At 68.6% G+C, this 19,645-nt stretch carries 12 protein-coding genes; 9 read left to right on the top strand and 3 right to left on the bottom strand.

The window, feature by feature from the left end; translation table 11 throughout:
• Positions 1-49 precede the first annotated feature (49 nt).
• From QMG73_RS09290 to QMG73_RS09270, 5 genes are all read left to right on the top strand, one after another.
• The gene (locus QMG73_RS09290) at positions 50-1,465 is read left to right on the top strand and encodes an amidase (protein WP_281893780.1); all 1,416 of its coding nucleotides are present in this window, start codon (positions 50-52) and stop codon (positions 1,463-1,465) included.
• A gap of 132 nt (positions 1,466-1,597) precedes the next feature.
• The gene (locus QMG73_RS09285) at positions 1,598-2,167 is read left to right on the top strand and encodes a hypothetical protein (RefSeq protein WP_281893779.1); all 570 of its coding nucleotides are present in this window, start codon (positions 1,598-1,600) and stop codon (positions 2,165-2,167) included.
• An 80-nt stretch (positions 2,168-2,247) separates the two neighbouring features.
• Positions 2,248-2,745, top strand: a complete 498-nt coding sequence (locus QMG73_RS09280; protein ID WP_281893777.1) for a hypothetical protein — start codon at positions 2,248-2,250, stop codon at positions 2,743-2,745.
• Positions 2,738-3,313 carry a DUF4352 domain-containing protein gene (locus QMG73_RS09275; protein WP_281893775.1) on the top strand — a complete coding sequence of 192 codons (576 nt, stop codon included), beginning with the start codon at positions 2,738-2,740 and terminating at the stop codon, positions 3,311-3,313. Before QMG73_RS09280 ends, QMG73_RS09275 begins: the two co-directional genes overlap by 8 nt.
• Positions 3,314-3,370: 57 nt before the next feature.
• On the top strand, positions 3,371-4,027 hold the full coding sequence (locus tag QMG73_RS09270; RefSeq protein WP_281893774.1) for a hypothetical protein: 657 nt from the start codon (positions 3,371-3,373) through the stop codon (positions 4,025-4,027).
• 14 nt (positions 4,028-4,041) lie between these two features.
• Here QMG73_RS09270 and QMG73_RS09265 read toward each other — a convergent pair whose 3' ends face one another.
• Together QMG73_RS09265 and QMG73_RS09260 are read right to left on the bottom strand one after the other, a co-directional pair.
• On the bottom strand, positions 4,042-4,515 hold the full coding sequence (locus QMG73_RS09265; protein ID WP_281893773.1) for a hypothetical protein: 474 nt from the start codon (positions 4,513-4,515) through the stop codon (positions 4,042-4,044).
• A 91-nt stretch (positions 4,516-4,606) separates the two neighbouring features.
• Positions 4,607-5,134 (bottom strand): hemerythrin domain-containing protein, encoded by a 528-nt coding sequence (locus QMG73_RS09260; protein WP_281893771.1) that lies wholly within the window; start codon positions 5,132-5,134, stop codon positions 4,607-4,609.
• Between the two features lie 109 nt (positions 5,135-5,243).
• Here QMG73_RS09260 and QMG73_RS09255 point away from each other — a divergent pair, with 109 nt between their 5' ends.
• Together QMG73_RS09255 and QMG73_RS09250 are read left to right on the top strand one after the other, a co-directional pair.
• Complete coding sequence (locus tag QMG73_RS09255; protein WP_281893770.1) at positions 5,244-5,696, top strand: MarR family winged helix-turn-helix transcriptional regulator; 453 nt, start codon at positions 5,244-5,246, stop codon at positions 5,694-5,696.
• Between the two features lie 72 nt (positions 5,697-5,768).
• Entirely contained in the window at positions 5,769-6,338 is a 570-nt protein-coding gene (locus QMG73_RS09250) for a Type 1 glutamine amidotransferase-like domain-containing protein (protein WP_281893769.1), read from the top strand.
• 192 nt (positions 6,339-6,530) lie between these two features.
• Here the strand turns inward: QMG73_RS09250 and QMG73_RS09245 are convergent, their stop codons facing one another.
• A complete protein-coding gene (locus tag QMG73_RS09245) occupies positions 6,531-6,947 on the bottom strand; it encodes a VOC family protein (RefSeq protein WP_281893768.1) in 417 nt (138 codons plus the stop codon).
• Between the two features lie 173 nt (positions 6,948-7,120).
• Here QMG73_RS09245 and QMG73_RS09240 point away from each other — a divergent pair, with 173 nt between their 5' ends.
• A complete protein-coding gene (locus QMG73_RS09240) occupies positions 7,121-12,721 on the top strand; it encodes a LamG-like jellyroll fold domain-containing protein (RefSeq protein WP_281893767.1) in 5,601 nt (1,866 codons plus the stop codon).
• Between the two features lie 45 nt (positions 12,722-12,766).
• Positions 12,767-19,636, top strand: coding sequence for a polymorphic toxin-type HINT domain-containing protein (locus tag QMG73_RS09235; RefSeq protein ID WP_281893766.1), 6,870 nt, complete (start codon positions 12,767-12,769; stop codon positions 19,634-19,636).
• The last annotated feature ends 9 nt before the right edge of the window (positions 19,637-19,645 follow it).

Below are 19,645 nucleotides of genomic sequence, written 5' to 3'. Positions count from 1 at the left end.
TGAGTCTACTATCCGATGCGGTTGCATCGTTTTCGGTATAGGAGTGGTTGTGGTCGACGAGATGTGGCGTGTCACGGCGGTACGGCAGGCCGCCGCGGTCCGCGCGGGTGAGATCTCCGCTGTCGCGCTGCTGGAGCAGCACCTGGCCCGTATCGCCGAGGTCAACCCGGCGGTCAACGCGGTCACCCAGGTACTGGTCGAACAGGCTCTGGACGATGCCGCGAGAGTGGACCGGGATCGCGCCGCCGGCGTCGCCCTCGGCCCTCTCGCCGGGGTTCCGTTCACCGTCAAGGAGAACCTGGCCGTGGCGGGCGTGCCGACCACTCAGGGCGCGTCGCGTCTACGGCATCTGGTGGCCGGCGCGGATGCCCCACCGGTGGCCCGGCTGCGTGCCGCGGGCGCTGTGGTCATCGGGCACACCAACATGCCAACACTCACCCTCGCGGGAATGCACACTCGCAGCGAACTGTATGGCGATTCCGTCAACCCGTGGGATCCCGCTCGCACGCCCGGGGGCTCCAGCGGAGGCGACGGGATCGCGGTGGCGACCGGCATGGCCGCGGTCGGGCTGGGCAACGACGCCGGAGGTTCGGTCCGCATCCCGGCGTCGTTCTGTGGGGTCGCGGCTCTCAAGCCAACATACGGGAGATTCCCGGCCGACCACCGCATCGGGCCCGACGATCCCGGCTGGTGCTCACAAACCTTCGTGGTCGACGGCCCGCTCGCACGCGGCATCGCGGACCTGCGGGCGGTTTACGAGGTTCTCGCCGGCACCGATCCTCGAGATCCCAGGGCGGTGGCGGTGCCCCTCGATGGCGAGCCGTTGGCCAACCCCGTGCGGGTCGCGGTCGTTACCGATCCCGGTGGTCTCGGCGTGCACCCGACCGTCGCGCGAGCGGTCGACATCGCGGGCGAGGCGTTACGCCAGGCCGGATACGTGGTCGAACAGGTGGCCGATGTGCCTCGCCTGCACGACGCGCTGCGGGCCTACCAGTCCATGGTCATGACGGAGTTCGCCCCCGCCTGGCCAGCGATCCGGTCACTGCTCGGCGACGGCGCGCATCACTACATCGAACTGGGCATGTCGGAAAACCCGCCGGTCGACGCCGCCGAGTTCCTCCGGCTGACCGGTGTCCGGCTCACCATCCAGCGGGCCTGGGGTGAATTCTTCCAGCGGTACCCGCTGCTGCTCGGCCCCGTCTTCACCCAGCCGCCGGTCGAGCCCGGCATCGAGTCGCGCGACGCGGCAGGGCGAGCCCTGGTAACGACCGCCATGGGCCTGTGCTCGGCGACGAGTTTCCTCGGCGTACCTGCGGTCGCCGTCCCGACCGGCATCCAGTCCGGGCTGCCGGCCGGTGTCCAGATCATCGGGCGCCCCTACCGGGAGGACACCTGCCTCACCGCGGCGGCGGCCATCGAACAACACCTCGGAACCCTGACCCCGATCGACCCATCCCACCCGTGAGCGTGACTGGACGCGGCGGGTGAGGCTGCGTGCAACCCGAGATGGGCTAGGTGTGCACCTATCCGGTGAACGGGGACGAGACCATGCGTCCCGCCGACCGCCTTCGGACACTCATCGCCGAGTAGGAGCCAGATGAACCACGCCCGCAAGGTTCTCGCCGCGCTGACCGTCTCGCTCGCTCTCGCCGGTTGCGGCTCCGAGCCCGAGCCTCGCGTCGCCTCCGCGACCGACGCACCCGCCCGTCCGGCGGCGACCACCGACGTGCGGACCCGGTACGTGGAGGCACAGCGGAAATGGGTTGCGTGCATGCGGAAGCAGGGCTTCGACCTGCCCGATCCTGACGCCAAGGGTCAAGTCGACTTCCGTGGCCTCGGCGACGGCGGCGAGCTCAAGATGAATCCGAAGTGGAGCGAGGCGCAGAATGCCTGTCGAGAGTTCAACATCGACGTCTCGGAGGAGGACCTCTACCCACTCACGGCGGAACAGATCGCGAACGCGCGCGCCTACTCGGCGTGCCGGCGGGCGAATGGCCGGCCGGACTACCCGGATCCCAAGCCCAACGGCTACATGCCGGAGGACTGGGGGCGGGAGCTGACTCCAGCGGAGGAGCAGGCCGACCGCCGGGCGTCCGCCATCTGCGCACCGGTGCAGGACGGGCTTCCGCCCAACCCGAACGCCACCATCGCCCGACCACAGGGATAATGTTGATCCTTAATCCCGGACACGGCCGAGTTTGAGCAGGGCCGCCGCCGCGGCCACCGCGGGCCGAAAGGAGCCGCGTGATGTCGGCGATGGCTGAGGGCCGGTGGCGGCCTGGCTTCAACGCGCAGTTCTGGTTGGTGGCGAGCACAATTGGCGGAGGAGGCCTGCTCGCTGGTTTCGTGTTCTTCGCCGTCGGACGGCTGGCCCGGCGGCCGGACTGGTGGATCCCTGGCCCCATGTACTTGGTCGCCAGCTTGACGTTCCTGTACTTGATGGTCAAGGGTCCTGTGGCGGACCGGAACGAATTCGCCACGGCATTCGTGGCGGTCTGGTTCAGCAGCCTCGCGTACGCCGTGATCATCGTTGTGTTGCTGCGCTGGAGCACCCGATACCGCCTGTGGTGCAGCCCGCAACCAGCACCGTTGCCGCCCCCGCCCGCTCCGATCGATGTGAACGCGGCCATCGATGTGAACGCGGCCGAGGCCCGGCAACTCACCACCCTGCCCGGCTTCCACCCGGACCGGGTAAAACGGCCACCACCGGCGCCGCCCGCGCGGGGACGGATCCTCGATGTCTGAATCGACAACGCGTCAGAACCGCTCATCATCGTGGCTCGCCGCCGCCGTGGGACTGGTGGTACCTGTCGTCCTCTTCGGCTGTTTCTACACCGTCTTCGATCGCACGGGAGGCGTGGGCGGCATCGAAATCGCCCCGGTCGGCGCCCCCGGCGAGAAGGCGGAAGTGGCCGTGGGCGAGACCTTGGCGGTCACCACATCCAAAGCCAACATCGAGTACACGGTCATCGCGACCGCGCAGGCGAAGGTCGACGATTGGGATCGCACGCCCACGAACGGCATCTTTCTTCTGGTGCACCTGGCCGTACGCGCGAAGAAGGGAGAGGTTTTCGCGTGTGGCTGCGACTTCACGGTCGTCGACGCTGGCGGCAGGGTGTACAAACAGGACGCTCGGATCATGCTCGGGGAGCCGCATTTCGAGTCACCGGATCTGGCGGCAGGGCAATACACCGACGGCTGGATCGTCTTCGATGTGCCTGAAAGCGTGTTGGCGGGTGGTCGAGTGGAGGTCCGTCCAGGTGTCCATTTCGGATACCGGGACGGCCAGCTGCGCGGATACTGGCGGCTCTGATCCGCCTCCGGCGGTGATACAGTCCGGCGCCGTCCAAACATGGAGAGGAACGCCGCGATGCCCGCACCCTTCGACGCGCTGACGACAGCATGGGACGCGATGCCCCTTGACGAGGCGTTGGCCCTGCTGCCCCTGGACTCCGACGCGGGCGGCGGCGCCACCGCCGATTTGTTCGAGTTCGATGTGCTGTTCGGCGAGGATCCCGAGCGGGTCTTCGTGCACCGCGGCGACATCGCCGTCAGCGGCGCTGTCGCCATCGGAAACGGCCACCACGAGGGTTACGGCGACGACGGCCTGGTGTATCTGATCGACGGCGACCTCACCGTCGACGGTCCGCTGCACTTCTACAATGAGGGCTACTACGTCCCGCTGCTCGTCACGGGCTCCGTCACGGCCCAAAACCTCTTCTGCAGCAGCGAATGCTGGCTGTTCGTCGCGGGTTCGCTCACTGTCTCCAATCTGCTGGTGACCGACCTCTACGAATGCGGCTCGCTCCGTGTCCAGGGCGCCACCACGACCCGCGCCTGGCTCGAAACCTACAGCGACGTCGATGTACGCCTTCGCGGCGACCGCGACCACGGTGGCCATGTCGCCGCCGATCCGGCCGCGGTCCTGCTGCCGGAGTTCCTGGACGAACGATCGGGTGTCGCCACGAATTCGCTCTTCGCGGCGGCGTTCGCCGATCGTTCGGTCGTTCGCGAGCCGATGCGCTGATCGCCGGAGGCTGGTCAGCCGTCCACGCTGGTGTGGCTGGCCGAGCCGCAGGCCGCGCCGGTGGTGTCGCCGCTGCCGTCGACCAGGCAGATCCTCAGCTTCACGGTGTCGCCCGCCCGCACGTTGCCGTCGATGAACGGGTCCCAGACGACGTCCGCGCCCGCGACCCCGTTGCCGTTGTACTTCGACCCGAGGCTGTAGGTCAGGTCGCCGGCCGAGGTGCGCTCCGTGACCCAGGCATAGGCCCGGACGCCGTGGCTGTCGGAACAGTTGTCGCGGATCAGGACGTAGTCGTCGTTGCTGCCGCCGCCGGGAGCCCCCTCACCATGGTCGACAAAGATGGCCGACCCGCATGAGTTGGTCGTGATCGCGGCGAAGCCGTCGTTGTACGCGGCGAACGCCGGGTTGGACACCAGCAGCACCGTGCCGATGCTCGCGGCGGCGACCGTCGAGACCCTGCGGGCGGACCGTCCGAACTGGAGTTTCATGTGTACTCGTCCTTGTTGAATAGACATTGAGGGGATACAGATCATGACCGACTTGTTCCCGTTGATCAAGAGGGGTCTCGCCGGCGCCTGATCACCGCCGCATCAGGTCCTCTGGGCGCAGCTGGTGCTTGATGAGCACCGGTGCGAGGGTCTTCTCCTCGAGCTCGAGGTGCTCCAGCAGGTGCTCGGCCAGCCGGTCGAGAGCCGCCGCCAGCCGCGCGCGGACATCGTCAGGCCGCGGGCCGGTCAGGGCTTCGGCGGCTGTGGTGACGCGGTCGAGAAGCGCGGCGACCTCCCGGTGGTCACGCTCCAGCCGGTCGACAAGCTTGCCCAGCTCGGGGGCGTACCGGCGCATGGCCGGGAACAGCACATCGTCCTCCAGGCGGTGGTGGCTGTGCACAAGCGCGCAGTACTGCAAGCAATTGGCTCGCAACCGCCACAGTGGACCGGACGTCTCTAGCTCCCGTACCTGTTCACGGACCCGCACCGCCGCGGCGCCTTCCCGGGTCGCGCGGGCTATCTCCTGACACTGCCGCAGATCTCGCCGCAGCCAGTCATGCACCCGCAGCAGTTCGGCCAGCAGGGGCGATCCGGCGGGTGTGTGCGATCGAACCTCCATGTCGTTGAACCTAGCAGATCGTTGATGCCCATCAACGATTCTGTCGAGTAGACGATTGTTGCCGACATACCGTTGATCCCGCCGATCATTGATCTGGTAGGGTACGTCTGTGCCAGCAGCGAACGGTGTGATGGACCGCCTCGGGTTCGTGCTCGCTCGCGCGGGTCTCGTGGTCAACGCGCGGATGCAGGCGGCGATGACGGCCACCGGGCTGAAGCCGCGGCACTGCCTCGCGCTGCTGCATCTCGCTGACTCCGGTGGCATGAGCCAGCTCGCCCTGGCCCACGCCCTGGAGGTCGATCCGAGCGTGCTGGTGTCCATCCTCAACGACCTGGAGCGCCGCGAGTTCGTCACCCGGCAGCGAGACCCCTCCGACCGGCGACGGCATGTCGTGCGGCTGACCGAGCAAGCCGAGGCCGTGGTGGCCGAGATCGAGGCGGCCGTCGCCGGCGTCGAGCACTCCGTGTTCGCGGAGCTGAGCAAGGCCGACCAGCGTGCACTGGGAATCCTGCTGCGGCGTCTCGGCGCGGCCCGCGACGCGCTGGAATGCGTCGAGGACTGAAGACCTTCCTGCGCGATGCGACTGTATCTGTCGTCGTTTCGGGTTGGGGCGCATCCCGACCGGCTCGTCGAGTTGGCCGGTCCCGGCCGGCGCACCGCGCTGATCCCGAACGCTCTCGACGGGCTGCCGGCTCACGCGCGTGACGCCGGCCTACGGCGCGATTTTGACGACCTTCATGCCGCCGGCCTCGATGTCACGTTGACCGATCTGCGCGAGCCCGCCGCGGTTGCCAGTCTGGCCGGCTACGACGTCGTGTGGGTGCGCGGCGGCAACGTTTTTGTGCTGCGCCGCGTCCTGGCCGATACGGGCGCCGACAAGGTTTTGCGAGACCTGTTGCGTCGCGACGCCGCCGTCTACGGCGCATACAGCGCCGGCGCCTGCGTCCTGGCCCCTGACCTGAACGGGTTGGAACTCGTCGACGATCCCACCGCCGCCGGCGAACCGATCATGAGCGGCCTTGGCCTGCTGGATCGCCCGTTCGTGCCGCACGTGCGGTCTCCGGGCCACCCGGAGACCGCGGCCTGTGACGCTTTGTCACGCGCGTACACCGCGGCCCGACGGCCGCACTGGGCACTACGTGATGGCGAAGTTCTGCTCATCACGGGGGAGCGTGCCCAGCTGCTACCGCTAGAGACCTTTTAGGGTCGGGTCAGGATCGGGTTTTGAGCTACCGCGGCGGACGCCGCGGAAGATCTCTAGTCGAGGTCTGTGGCGCGGAGTTCGGCCCGGGAGGTGATACCCAGTTTCGGGTAGGCCGTGCACCAGGCGATCTGTACGGCCTGCAAGAGGGTGTGTGTGTCGCACGATCCGGGTCCAGGTCGACGGCCGACATGATCAGCTGATGTGCCTCGTGCCGAGGATGTCGAGGTAGTGCTGGTTGTACATCACGCCGAGCACGTTGCCGAACGGGTCGATCACGGACGCGGTGACGAATCCGGGGCCGCGCTCGATCAAGGGCTCGTGGACGGTGGCGCCCAGTGACAGCAGCCGGTCGAGGGTGCCCTGGACGTCGTCGACGTGCCAATACACCAGTGTGCCCGCTGTCTTGTCCGCGTGGGTATGCGGGACGAACCGGGTGTTGGCGATGCCGAGTTCGTGTTGGTAGTCGCCGATGCGGAATTCGACGTAGGCGGGCACTTCCTCGATGTCGCGTTTGAAGTATGGCTCGACGCCGAGCAGTTCGGTGTACCAGGCCGCGGCGGCCAATACATCGTCGGCGACGAGTCGGATGGTGGTGAGTCCTCGCAACATTCTGGTTCCTCCTTCGGCTCGCTTCATTCCGTGACAAGCATCGTCCGCTGACAGGACGGCGTAAAGCGGCGGGAGGTACCGCCAAAGTTTACGACTCGATCAAACCCTTGCTGTACGCGACCGCGGCCGGAGCCGAATAGGCTCCGGCCGCAACGCATACGGGAGGGGGCGGCATGGGCATGCGGAGAATCGGCGCGTGGGTGGTCGCGACGGTCATGGCATCCGGAATGGTCGTTGGTTTTCACGGTGCCGCGGCGAGTGCCGATCCCAGTGAGGTCAAGGCCGACTCGGCACCGGCGAGCGCGGTGGCGAGCATGGTGAAGCCCTTGTACCGCAGCCGGATGCCGTACGGCGGCGGGGAGAAGACGCTTTTCACCAGGTGGTATCAGGAAGACGAGAACGCGGTGCGCCTTTACGGATTCGCCACCGACGGGATCGTGCTGAACGTCGCCCCTGAGGCGGGCGAGGGTCTGGTCCCGATCTACCACCTGTATCGGCCGTCGTACACCAGCCGTATCTACACCGCCGATGTGGCCGTACGCGACGCCGCCATCGCGGCCGGCTGGACCGACCTCGGCATCGACTTCTACGCCAGCCCGATCGGCGGGGACGGGTTGCTGCCGGTTCACCAGGTTCGCAAGACCGACTATTACGCGTACCCGGTGGGCGACGCGGAGAAGGACCGGCTGCTGGCCGAGGGGTGGACGTACGAGAAGGTGGCCTTCTACGGCCGCGGCTCGTTCAGCACCCCGCTGATGGTGAACGGCGACTTCGCCGGCGGCACCGCGTCCTGGGCGAGCGGCGGCGTCACCACGGCCGTCGACAGTGGAGTGTTGAGCGCCGCCGTCGCCGCCACCGCGGTCGAGCCGGCGCAGGCGTGGGTGAGCCAGCGCGGCAAGACCCTGCGCGGCAAGCGCACCTACACGCTGGCCTTCGACGCCTCCGCCTCGACAGACGTCACCGTGCGGGCGCTGGTGCGCGAGAACATCGACCCTTACAGCGCCGCGCTGGACGAGGAGGTACAGCTCGGCACGGAGACGCGGCGGTACACGTACACGTTCGACTCCAACCTGGACACGACGGTGGGTGAGGTGGCTTTCCACCTGGGGGCGGGAGCCGACTTCACCGCGCGCGTCGACAACGTGACGCTGTCGGAGAACCAGTGGACGACCTCGACGAACCCGGCACGGGACGCGCCGGAGGCGCTGGAGGCGGCCGCCCGCAGCGGCCAGCTCGTCGAGGTCCTGCCCGAGCGCGGCGAGGACCGGCAGGTGTTTGCCACCCCGGACGGCGGCCTGTACTCCAGCGGGCAGCTCACGCCGGTGCGACTGAAGAAGGACGGCGCCTGGTGGCCGGTGTACAACAACGTCCGGGTCAAGAACGGGGTACTCGCGCCCTACGGCTCCATTGTGGACCTGAAGCTGTCGACGGGCGGCACGGGTCCGCTGGCGACGCTGACCCATCAGGGACACACCTTCTCGCTGACGTGGCCGGGCACCCTGCCCGCACCGGTACTGGAGAAGGACACCGCCGTGTACGCCGGCGTGCTGGGATCGGACGTCGACCTGCGCGTCAAGGCCACCGCGGAGGGCTTCTCGCACGTGCTGGTCGTCAAGACCGCGGCCGCTGCCGCCGACCCCCGGCTGGCTAGCCTCACCCTGGGCCTCTCCGCGCCCACCCTGTCCGTGACGGTCGCGCCGGACGGCACGCAGCAGGCGGTCGACCCGGAGACCGGCGCGGTGGTGTTCGAGGCGCCGAAGGCGTTGATGTGGGACTCCACCCCGACCCCGGCCGCGTCCGCCGCGGCGGCACCCCGTGCGCAGGTGACCACCGAGGACGAAGGGCCGCCGGCACCGCCACCCGTGACCGAGGCGACCGACAGCGGTCCCGGCGACGCCTCGAAGATCTCCACCATCCCGGTCGCGGCCACCGACCAGGCGCTGACGCTCGCCCCGGACCAGGCCATGCTGGGCGCGAGCGACACGCGGTTCCCGGTCTACATCGACCCGATGTACCGCACGCCGCGCAGCAACGCCAACCTCATGGTGTCGAGCACCGGGTACGAGGTCTACAACTTCAAGACCGATCAGGGTGTCGGGAGGTGCCCGATCGGGCTGCCCTCCAGCGGGCGCAGCTGCGGCTCCCCGCACAAGAAGCGCCTGTTCTACCGGGTGCCGACCGGCTGGCTGACCGGAAAGCACATCATCTCCGCGGAACTGCACGTGCGCGAGGTGTGGGCGGCCTCGGGCAGCAAGCGGCCGGTGGACATCCACCTGGCGAAGGCGTTCGGCGCCAACTCGACGTGGAACTCCACCTCCGACAACTGGCTGCGCCGGCTGGACCGCCGCAACGTGGCCAAGGGCTGGTCCGGCTGCGCGAGCAGCACCTGCCCGGCGGGCGATGTGGTCTTCAACGTCACCTCCGGCATCCGGGAGGCGGCCAAGGAGGGTTGGAAGCACACCACATTCGGTCTGCGCGCCGCCGACGAGGGCGACGAGCTCGCCTGGAAGCGGTTCGACCCGTGGGCGTGGGTGCGGGTGCACTACAACACCCCGCCGGCCAAGCCGAAGCTCAGTCAACTGTGGACGGAGCCGGGTGGCGCGTGCGCGCCGCCGGAGGATCCCGCCCGGTTCAACTGGTCCCAGCCCACCCTGAACGCCAAGAACCTGGTCGACCGCGACACCTACGCCCGCTCGGCCGAGAAGCTCACCGCCGAGTTCGACGTGTGGTGGACCGACGCCGGCGGCACCAAGCGCACGTGGAACCACGTCACCAAGGCCAAGAGCGCGGCCACCGGCAAGACTGGGAACCGGTTCTCGGTGCGCGTACCGGCCGGGAAGATCCCCGCCAACACGGTCATCAAGTGGCACGTGCGCGCCCGCGACGGTGGCGGCAAGGGCGTCAAGGGTCCGTGGAGCGACGCCGGTGAGGCGTACGCCTGCCATTTCATCTACGACACCCAGGCCCCGCCCCTGCCGGACATCAACTCCTCGGCGCCCGACGGGTACAACGAGGAGGACCCCGCCAACCCCAGCCAGCTGCATCAGGACGGCCTGGGGCGGTACGGGAAGTTCACCATCACGCTGCACTCGTCGGTGACGAAGTTCGCGTACGACGTCAACGAGGAGCCGACACCGGCGATGCTCAAGGCGCGCACGCCGAACGCCGCCACCGAGACCATCCACGTGCTGCCCAAGGTGATGGGAAGCAACACGCTCTACGTGCGGGTGGCCGACGCTTCCGGCAACTTCTCCAAGGGATCGGCGACGTTCACCTTCAAGGTGGCCGACGGGCGCGCTCCCAAGGCGCACTGGAAGCTCAACGACGCGCCCGGCGCCACCGCGCTGGTGGACTCCGCGCGTGGCCGGTACCAGGGGACGGTCTGGGGCGACCTGAAGCTGGGCGAGGCCGGCGCGCGCGGCAAGGCGGCCGCCTTCAACGGCACCAACACCGATGTCACCAGCAACGGCGCCCCGGTGCTGGACCTGACGAAGAACTTCTCGGTGACGGCGTGGGCGAAACTGTCGTCGTCGGTGGCGCACAACGTCACCGTGGTCAGCCAGGACGGCGCCTACCATTCGGGGTTCTTCCTCAAGTACAAGAAGTCCGCCAACCGTTGGGTCTTCGCACGCAACACCGCCGACGCCGACAGCACCCACGTCGAGGCGATCGCGTCCGAGGCGGTGCCGCTGGACGAGTGGGTGCACCTGGTCGGCGTCTACGACAGCGTGGCCAAGCAGATCCAGATCTTCGTGAACGGCAAGCCGGGTACCCCGGTGGCCTTCACCTCGCCCTGGGCCGCCGGCGGGTCCACCGTGATCGGGCGTGCCCGGTGGCAGGGCAACTGGACGGACCGGTTCATCGGGAAGATCGACGACGTGCGGGTCTACGACCGCGTCGTCAGCGTCGCCGAGGCGGCCAAGCTTTCCAAGGACATGCTCACCGTCACCCACGTCTGGCACATGAACCAGAACGGCGACGACAGCGGCGAGGGCGTGCGCAAGGCGGTGCGACTCAACGGCACCGCCAAGTACTCGACGGAGTCCATTGTGGTTCCTGGCACGGTCGGTGGGTCCGCTGGCTCGCTCACCCTGCCCGGCGGCGCCGCCAACTACGCCGCCATCGACGCCGCGGTGCTCGACCCGCGGGAGAGCTTCACGGTCTCCGCGTACGTGCAGACCGACGGTGTACCGACCGCCTCGATGAACCTGCTGAGCCTGGCAGGGGCGAACACCAGCGCGGTGGTCGTCAAGTACGACGCGGCCAAGGAGCGGTACGTCCTGCAGGTGCGCGGGGCCGACAGCGCGACCGCCGCGGTGTCCACCGTGGAGCACTCCGCCTTCCACACCGGGTTCGGCGACTGGGACCACATCGCGGTCGTGCACAACGCCCGCGAACGCATCGTCGAGCTGTGGGTCAACGGCACGCTGGAAGCGGCCGCCGAGTCGACGACGAAGTCGTTCCTGCACGGAAAGAAGCCCTTCGGTCCCATCACGACGGTGCGGATCGGCACGGGACCGGCGGGCGCGGCGAACTGGAAGGGCATGGTCGACGACCTCTGGATAACCCGCGGCCCGGCCGACGAGGCGGTGATCCATGCTCTGGCGCTGCCCACGGAGATCTCGGAGTTCTCCGAAGCGGCGCTCAACGACAACAACCTGGGCGACACCGCGGACCGACCGGCCGGTTCGGACCTGGAGAACGTCTTCTTCACCCTCAACGAGGGCCAGGTCGCCGGCGCCTACTGGGACCGCGACGACGCCGTCAACGCCAGCGCCCGCACCTGGTTCGAGCTCAACCCGAGCCTGCGGGCGGCGGCAGCGGCACCGATCAGCCACACCACGACCGGGCCGCAGCGGTTGCAGCTGTTCACCACCGCGACCGACGGCCGGGTCATCTCCACGTACTGGGATCCGGCCGTCACGACCAACGGCGGCTGGCGCGACTGGTTCGAGCTCAACCCCAACCTGAAGGCGGCGGCCGGTGCCACGGTGACCGTGACGACCACCGGTCCGGGGCGGATGAACCTATTCACCACGGCGTCCGACGGCCGGGTCATCTCCACGTACTGGGATCCGGCGATCACCACCAACGGGGGCTGGCACGGGTGGTTCGAGGTGAACCCGGGCACGAAGGCGGCACCGGGTACGCCGGTGAGCGTCACGACGTCGGGCGCGGGGCGGATGAACCTGTTCACCACGGCGTCCGACGGCCGGATCGTCTCCACGTACTGGGATCCCACCATCACCACCAACGGCGGCTGGCACAGCGCCTGGTTCGAGCTGAACCCGAACCTGAAGGCCGCGCCGGGTACCCCGGTGGGCGTGACGACGTCGGGTCCGGCCCGGATCAACGTGTTCACCACCGCCGCTGACGGCCGGGTCATCTCCACGTACTGGGATCCCGCCATCACGACGAACGGTGGCTGGCAGGCGTGGTTCGAGCTCAACCCGAACCTGAAGGCGGCCGTAGGCGCGGCGGTCACCGTCACCACGGCCGGTCCGGGGCGGATGAACGTGTTCACGACGGCGGCGGACGGCCGGGTCATCTCCACGTACTGGGATCCCGCCATCACCACCAGCGGCGGCTGGCACGGCTGGTTCGAGCTGAACCCGAACCTGCGGGCCGCCGTGCGGGCGCCGATCGCGGTACTGGACGCGAGCCCGACCGGAATGGCTCTGGTCACCCACACCGCCGACCGCATCGTCATCGGCACCGTGTGGCGCGCCGACAACGCGGCCAGCGGTGGCTGGTACGCCTGGCGCGTCCTGTGACACCCGACCGTGTGACCTCTGGTGAAGGCTTGGAAAGGACTGGCGATGCGTAGCCGTCTCCTGTGGACCGCGCCCGGTGCGAGGTCACGCCGCACGATCACAGCCCTCGTCACCGCGATCGCGGTCAGCGGTGGCGGCACGGCGCTCGCCTTGCCGGTCCACCCGGCGATCGCGGCGGCGCGCGCCGAGGCGGCCAAACCCCGCCCCGAGGACCGTGACCGCGTCGTCAAGGGCGGCCCGGTCAAGGCCAAGCCGCGCCAGCAGATGGCCAAGGCGCTCGACCCGACCGTGTCGTGGCCCGCCGCGGGCGAGGTCGACATCGACCTCACCGCCGCGACCTCCGCTTCGGCGGGCGGCGCGGTGGCGCTGCGGCCGGCCGGCCGGGCGGTGGCGCCGCGGCTGCGGTTGCGGACCCACGACCGGGCGGTCTCGACGCGGGCCGGGTTGCCGGGACCGGTGTTCAGCCTGAGCACAGCCGCTGCCACGCCGGCCACCGCGGCGAGCGCGGTCACCGTCACTGTGGACTACGCCGGGTTCGCCGAAGGCTACGGGGGTGCCTTCGGAGCGCGCCTGCGGCTGGCGCGGCTGCCGCAGTGCGTGCTCACGACACCGCGCGAACCGGGGTGCGCCGTGCCGACTCCACTGAAGACGGTCAACGACACCGCCGCCAAGACGCTGCGCGCCCAGCTGGATGTCGGGTCGGCGCCGGTGGTGTTCGCGGCCGTCGCCGGGCCCTCGGGTGACAAGGGCGACTTCGGCGCCACCCCGCTGGCCGCCTCGGCCACCTGGGAGGTCAGCACGCAGTCCGGCGACTTCACCTGGTCGTACCCGATGCGGGTGCCGCCGGTGCCCGGCGGCCTGGTCCCCAACCTGTCGGTGGGGTACTCGTCGGCGTCGATCGACGGGCGCACCGGGTCCACCAACAACCAGGGTTCCTGGGTGGGTGACGGGTTCGAGCTGTCACCCGGATACATCGAACGCAAGTACAAGTCCTGCAAGGACGACGGCGTACCCAAGGACGACACCTATCAGGTGCACCCGACCGACCAGTGCTGGGGATACGACAACGCGACACTGAGCCTCGGCGGGCTCGGCGGCGAGCTCATCGCCACCGGGGCCAACACCTGGAAGATGGCAAAAGACAACGGCACCAGGATCGAGCGGCTCACCGGAACCGACGACAACACCGGCAACGGTGACGACAGCAACGAGTACTGGCGCGTCACCACACCCGACGGCACCCGGTACTGGTTCGGCAAGAACCGGCTGCCCGGCTGGGCATCCGGCAACGCCGAAACCAACTCCGCGTGGACCGTGCCGATCTTCGGCGACGACAGCGGGGAGCCGTGCCACCAGGACGCCTTCAAGGACTCCTGGTGCCAGCAGGCGTGGCGCTGGAACCTCGACTACATCGAAGACACCCGCGGCAACGCCGTCGTCTACCACTACGCCAAGGAGGGCAACCGGTACGCGCGGAACCTGCGCGCCGGCGACGACACGCCATACGTTCGCGGCGGCCACCTGACCCGGGTCGACTACGGCCTGCGCAACGGCGCCCTGTTTCCGCAACGGGCGCCGGCGCGGGTGGAGTTCGACAACGTCGAGCGGTGTATCCGCGACACCGCCTCGGACTGTGCGGCGTCGAACATCACAGAGCACCCGGAATTCTGGCCGGACGTGCCGTGGGACCTGAACTGCCAGGCCGGCACCGAGTGCAAGGACGGCAAGGGCACAGCAACACCGTCCTTCTGGACCCGCAAGCGCCTGGCGAAGGTGACGACCAGCATTCTCAACGCCTCCGGCGACGGCTATCGCGACGTCGACTCGTGGACCTTCAAGCACCTGTGGGGTATCGCCGACGTCGACCGGCAACTGTTGCTGACCGATATCGTGCACACCGGCCACGCCGGGACGCCAGCGGTGACGATGCCGCCGGTCAGCTTCGTCTACACCCAGTTGGAGAACCGGGTCGACAAGCTCGGCGACGACGTCGGCCCGCTGGTGAAGAACCGGCTCGGCGCGATCCAGAACGAGACCGGCGGCGTGCTCGACATCAACTACACCGGCAAGGACTGCTCACCCAGCGACGTACCGGCACCACCCACCAATCACCGCCGGTGCTTCCCCGTGTACTGGGTCAACGCCAACGGGGGCGCCGACCCGTCCCTGGACTGGTTCCACAAGTACGTCGTCGCCGAGATCGTCCAGACGGACCTGGTCGGCGGCGCACCCGACGTGGTGACCCGGTACGACTACAGCATCGGCCGGCCCGCGTGGCGGTACACCGACGACGACGGGCTCACGCCGGAGAAGTTCAAGACCTGGTCGCAGTGGCGCGGCTTCGACAAGGTACGCGTGATCGGCGGCGCGACCGGCCCCAACCCGTCGCAGACCGACCATTGGTTCTTCCAAGGGATGCACGGAGACCGGGAGGACGCCGACGGCGGTGCCAAGGCGGTCACCGTCGCCGACGGGGAAGGCGCCACCTACAACGACCACGAGTCGCTGCAGGGCACGGTGGTGCGCACGGTCACCTACGACCGGGCCGGTGGCACGGCGGTCAGCAAAGCCGTCCAGGAGCCGTGGCACCACCAGACCGCGTCCCGGACCCGGCCGTGGGGCACCATGACGGCTAACCTGATCGGCACCAGGTCCAGCCGCGTCATGACGCTGGTCGGCACCGACTGGCAGGAGAGCCGATCGTCGGTACTCTCGTTCGACCTGACCACAGGCGAGCCACTGACCTCGCAACAGCTCGGCGACATCGACGCCACCGGCGACGAGCAGTGCACCACAGTCACCATGACGGCCGCCGGCGACCGGGTGCTGCCGCTGCCGGCGCACGAGCGCACGGTGGCTCGCCCCTGTGGCCAGACGCCCGACCTCGCACAGGATCTGATCTCCGACACCCGCAGTTACTACGACGGAGGCGCCCTCGGCGCTGCGCCGCAACACGGGGACGTGACGGCGGTCGAGGAGGCGAAAGCCGCCACGGCCACCGCGATCACCTATCACGTCGCCGCCAGGTCCACATACGACAACCTGGGTCGCGTCGCCGACGTCACGGACGCGGCGGGCCGCGTGTCGAAGACCGTCCACACCGAGGCGAACGGGCTGACCGTCAAGGTCGAGGCGATCACGCCGCCGGCCATTGCCGGCAATCCCGCCTCCGCGCTCAGGACCGTGCGGGTGCTCGACCCGGCTTGGGGTACACCGGTCACCGAGACCGACCCGGGCCAGAAAACCACCACTGCGGCCCGCGACGCGCTGGGCCGCACCAGCAAGGTGTGGGCACCCGGCCGATCGACCACCGGTACGCCCGACAACGAGTTCCAGTACCTCGTCCGCAACACGGCCGTTACCGCCGTGGCCACCAAGACCCTCAACCGCTCGGGTGAACTGGAAGCGGCGTACACGCTGCTGGACGGGTGGCTGCGGCCGCGCCAGGCGCAGGGACCCGCTCTCAACGGCACCGCCAAGGGACGGATCGTCGCCGACACCTTCTACAACGCGTCCGGCTCGGTCGACCACACCTTCGACGCCTACTACGCCGACGGCGAACCGGCGGCCGCGCTGTTCGGGGTCACCGCCATCGGCGACGTGGAGAGCCAGAACTGGTTCAACTACGACGGTCAGGGCCGCGTCACGGCGGAACGGCTGCTCACCGGCAACAGCGACGGCGCCAACAACGAGAAGTGGCGCACCACGTACAGCTACGGCGGCAACTGGACCACCGTCGTCCCGCCCGCTGGCGCCCCGCCGAAGACCACGTACACCGACATCCACGGCCGCCCCACCGAAATCCGCCAGCACCGTGGCGCCGATCCGGTGGTCGTCCGCTACACGTACAACCACCGGGGCCAGCGAGCCACCATCACCGGGCCCGGCGAAAAGACATGGTCGTTCCAGTACGACATCAAGGGCCGCGTCGTCGCCACGGTCGACCCCGACCGCGGCACCGAACGGGTCCAGTACAACGACCTCGACCTCCCGGTGCAGAGCACCGACGCCCGCAACCGCAAGATAGGCATCGAATACGACGGCCTCGACCGGGTGGTCGCCCGGTACGACGCCACCGCCGCGTCGCCCGGCGTCAAGCTGGCCGAGTTCACCTACGACACCATCCGGGCGGGACTGCCCACCAGCGCGACCCGGATCGTCGGTGCGAACCGGTACACCACGCAGGTCGAGCTCTACGACAACCTGAACCGGCCGCAGCGAACCCGCGTGCTCCTGCCGTCCACCGAGGGCGCCCTGGCCAAGCCCGACGGGTACGTCTTCGACACCCTGTACAATGTGGACGGAAGTGTCGCGGCCGCCAGCAGTCCCGCGGCGGGTGACCTGCCCGCGGAGAACCTCACCGTCACCTACGACGGCCTCGGCCGCGTGGTCTCCACCCAGTCGCCACTGTCCACATACATCACCGGCGTCGACTACTCCAAGACCGGCAAGGTCATCGGCCAGCGCATGCAGTCCGGCGCCACCGGCAAGCAGGTCGACCAGACCTTCAGCTACGAGTTCGGCACCGGCCGGCTGGTCAAGGCGACCACTTCTCACTTCGGCATGGCGGGCACGGACCGCAGCGCGGAGTACCGGTACCAGGACGCCGGCAACGTCACCCAGATCACCGACACCTCGCGCGACGGCGTCGACAACCAGTGCTTCCGGTACGACGCGTTGGCGCGCCTTACCGAGGCGTGGAGCCAGGGCGCCGCCGGAGACTGCGCCACCAGCCCGGACACCGCCACGATCGGGGGACCCGCTCCGTACCGCGCCGCGTACACCTACGACGACGCCGGCAACCGCGTCACCGAAGCCGCCTACGGCGCCGGCGCCAGCGGTGGCGCGTCGCTCGGCCAACGCGCGTACGCCTACGCCGGCGGGTCCGGTGTGGACACCTCCCTCTACAAGGGACACCAGCTGGCCGCCGTGACGGGTGCCGTGCCGGGGGCGGGCGCCGAAACCTACCGCTACGACGCATCCGGCAACACCGTCGAACGCAAGACGCAGGCCAGCAACCAGACCCTGGAGTGGGACGTCGAGGGCGAGCTCGTCAAGGTCACCGACAGCCGCCACGGCGAGACGTCGTTCCTGTACGCCGCCGACGGCTCCCGCCTGATCCGCCGTGACGCCACGGGCAGCACCCTGTATCTGCCCGGGCTGGAGGTGCGGCAGGCCAAGGGAGCCACCTCGGCCACGGCCACCCGCTACTACCAGAACGCCATGCGCACCGCCGCCGGCGTGACCTTCCTGGTCAACGACCACCACGGCACCGGTGAACTGGCCATCAACGCCGCGACCGGCGCCCTCGCCCAGCGCCGGTACACGCCCTTCGGCCAGCTCCGGGCCAGCAACAACGCCTGGCCCACCAGCAACGAGAAAGGCTTCGTCGGCGGTACGGTCGACGCCACCACCGGACTGACCACATTGGGCGCCCGCAGCTACGACCCCAACTCGGGCCGCTTCATCTCGGTCGATCCGGTGATCGCCATGGGCGACTCCCAACAGATGAACGGCTACAACTACGCCGACAACAATCCGGTCACCCTGGCCGACCCCGACGGCTTGGAGCGGTGCTGCACCGGTATCGGCTGCACCAAGTCACTGGCCCCGCCCTGCGAGGGGAGGGTCCCGCCTCCTGGACCCGAATGCGAAGGTCCTTGCGTTCCCAGAAGCGACGACGACCTCAAGAACCAGCGGGAGCGCGTGCGGAACGAGATCGATCGGCAGCGCGAGGCCGCCCGGCGCAACGCCATCCTCGAAGCCTTGAAGGTCGCCGGGATGGAGTTCGTCAAGGACTTCCTCATGATCAATGACATCAAGGGGTGCTTCAGCGGCAGTATCGGCGCCTGCGCCAGCCTCATCCTCAACGCCCTCCCGATCATGAAGGCTGCCCGGCTCGCCGCGAAGCTCGCCTCCAGAATCGGCACGGCCATCAAGGTCTACAAGAAGGTACAGGGCGCCATCAGGGCGGCCCAGGCCACGATAGCCAAGCTCCAGAAGCAGCTCAAAAAGCTTGACGACCTTCTGGCAAACCTGAAAAGCGGCAAGCGCAACACCCCCAAAACCCCCGGCAAGCCGCGAGGCGATGGCCCGTCCGGTGGCTGCTCGCGAAACAGTTTCCTTCCCGCGACACAGGTCCTGCTCGCCAGCGGCGGCCGAAGTCGGATCGACCGCCTCAAGGTCGGCGACAAGGTCGTCGCCACGGACCCGGCGACCGGACGCACCGAGGCGAAACCCATCACCGCCACCATCGTCGGTGATGGCGAGAAGAAGCTCGTCACCGTCACGGTGGCCACGAAGCAAGGCCCGCACGACATCGTCGCCACCGACGGGCATCCGTTCTGGGCGGTCAACCTCGGCGAGTGGGTCGATGCCAAGGATCTGCGTGCGGGCGACCTGCTGCGGACCTCGGCGGGCACGTACGTCCAGGTCACCGCGGTCAGACATTGGGCGGCACGAACCCGCGTCCACAATCTCACCGTCGCCGACATCCACACGTACCACGTACTCGCCGGCGACACCCCAGTACTGGTGCACAACACAACCATCGGCGCGTGTCCCGTTACCGGAAATCCCCACGGAAAGCTGGGTGAGGCGGCCACCGAGCAGCGTCTGGCTGATGAAGGGTACACCCACATCGTCGACGAGGTCAGATTCCGGACGCCGGGAGGAACCGAGTTCCGGGCCGACTTCGTAGCTCGCCACCCGACAAGCGGAAGGTGGGTCGCCATCGAGACGAAGACCGGCGATGGTGCCGACTTCACCGACAACCAGGAGATCGGATATCCGCTACTCCTCTCACGAGGGGCCATCCTGGATACCAGCAAACTCGAGGGTCACGGCGTGCCAAAGGGAACTACAATGAGAATGCCGGTGGAGCTTGACATCTGGAAGTGTCCGGCATGTAGCTAGGCTGTACTC

The organism is Phytohabitans aurantiacus (assembly GCF_027923225.1).
GTDB lineage: Bacteria > Actinomycetota > Actinomycetes > Mycobacteriales > Micromonosporaceae > Phytohabitans > Phytohabitans aurantiacus.
The sequence above is the reverse complement of the archived record's forward strand: the minus strand, read 5'-3'. Positions and strand labels throughout refer to the sequence as shown.

Coding starts and splice junctions, on each gene's coding strand:
- QMG73_RS09285 (WP_281893779.1), top strand. CDS start 1,598: ATGAACCACGCCCGCAAGGTTCTCGCCGCGCTGACCGTCTCGCTCGCT.
- QMG73_RS09280 (WP_281893777.1), top strand. CDS start 2,248: ATGTCGGCGATGGCTGAGGGCCGGTGGCGGCCTGGCTTCAACGCGCAG.
- QMG73_RS09275 (WP_281893775.1), top strand. CDS start 2,738: ATGTCTGAATCGACAACGCGTCAGAACCGCTCATCATCGTGGCTCGCC.
- QMG73_RS09270 (WP_281893774.1), top strand. CDS start 3,371: ATGCCCGCACCCTTCGACGCGCTGACGACAGCATGGGACGCGATGCCC.
- QMG73_RS09265 (WP_281893773.1), bottom strand. CDS start 4,515: ATGAAACTCCAGTTCGGACGGTCCGCCCGCAGGGTCTCGACGGTCGCC.
- QMG73_RS09260 (WP_281893771.1), bottom strand. CDS start 5,134: ATGGAGGTTCGATCGCACACACCCGCCGGATCGCCCCTGCTGGCCGAA.
- QMG73_RS09245 (WP_281893768.1), bottom strand. CDS start 6,947: ATGTTGCGAGGACTCACCACCATCCGACTCGTCGCCGACGATGTATTG.
- QMG73_RS09240 (WP_281893767.1), top strand. CDS start 7,121: ATGGGCATGCGGAGAATCGGCGCGTGGGTGGTCGCGACGGTCATGGCA.
- QMG73_RS09235 (WP_281893766.1), top strand. CDS start 12,767: ATGCGTAGCCGTCTCCTGTGGACCGCGCCCGGTGCGAGGTCACGCCGC.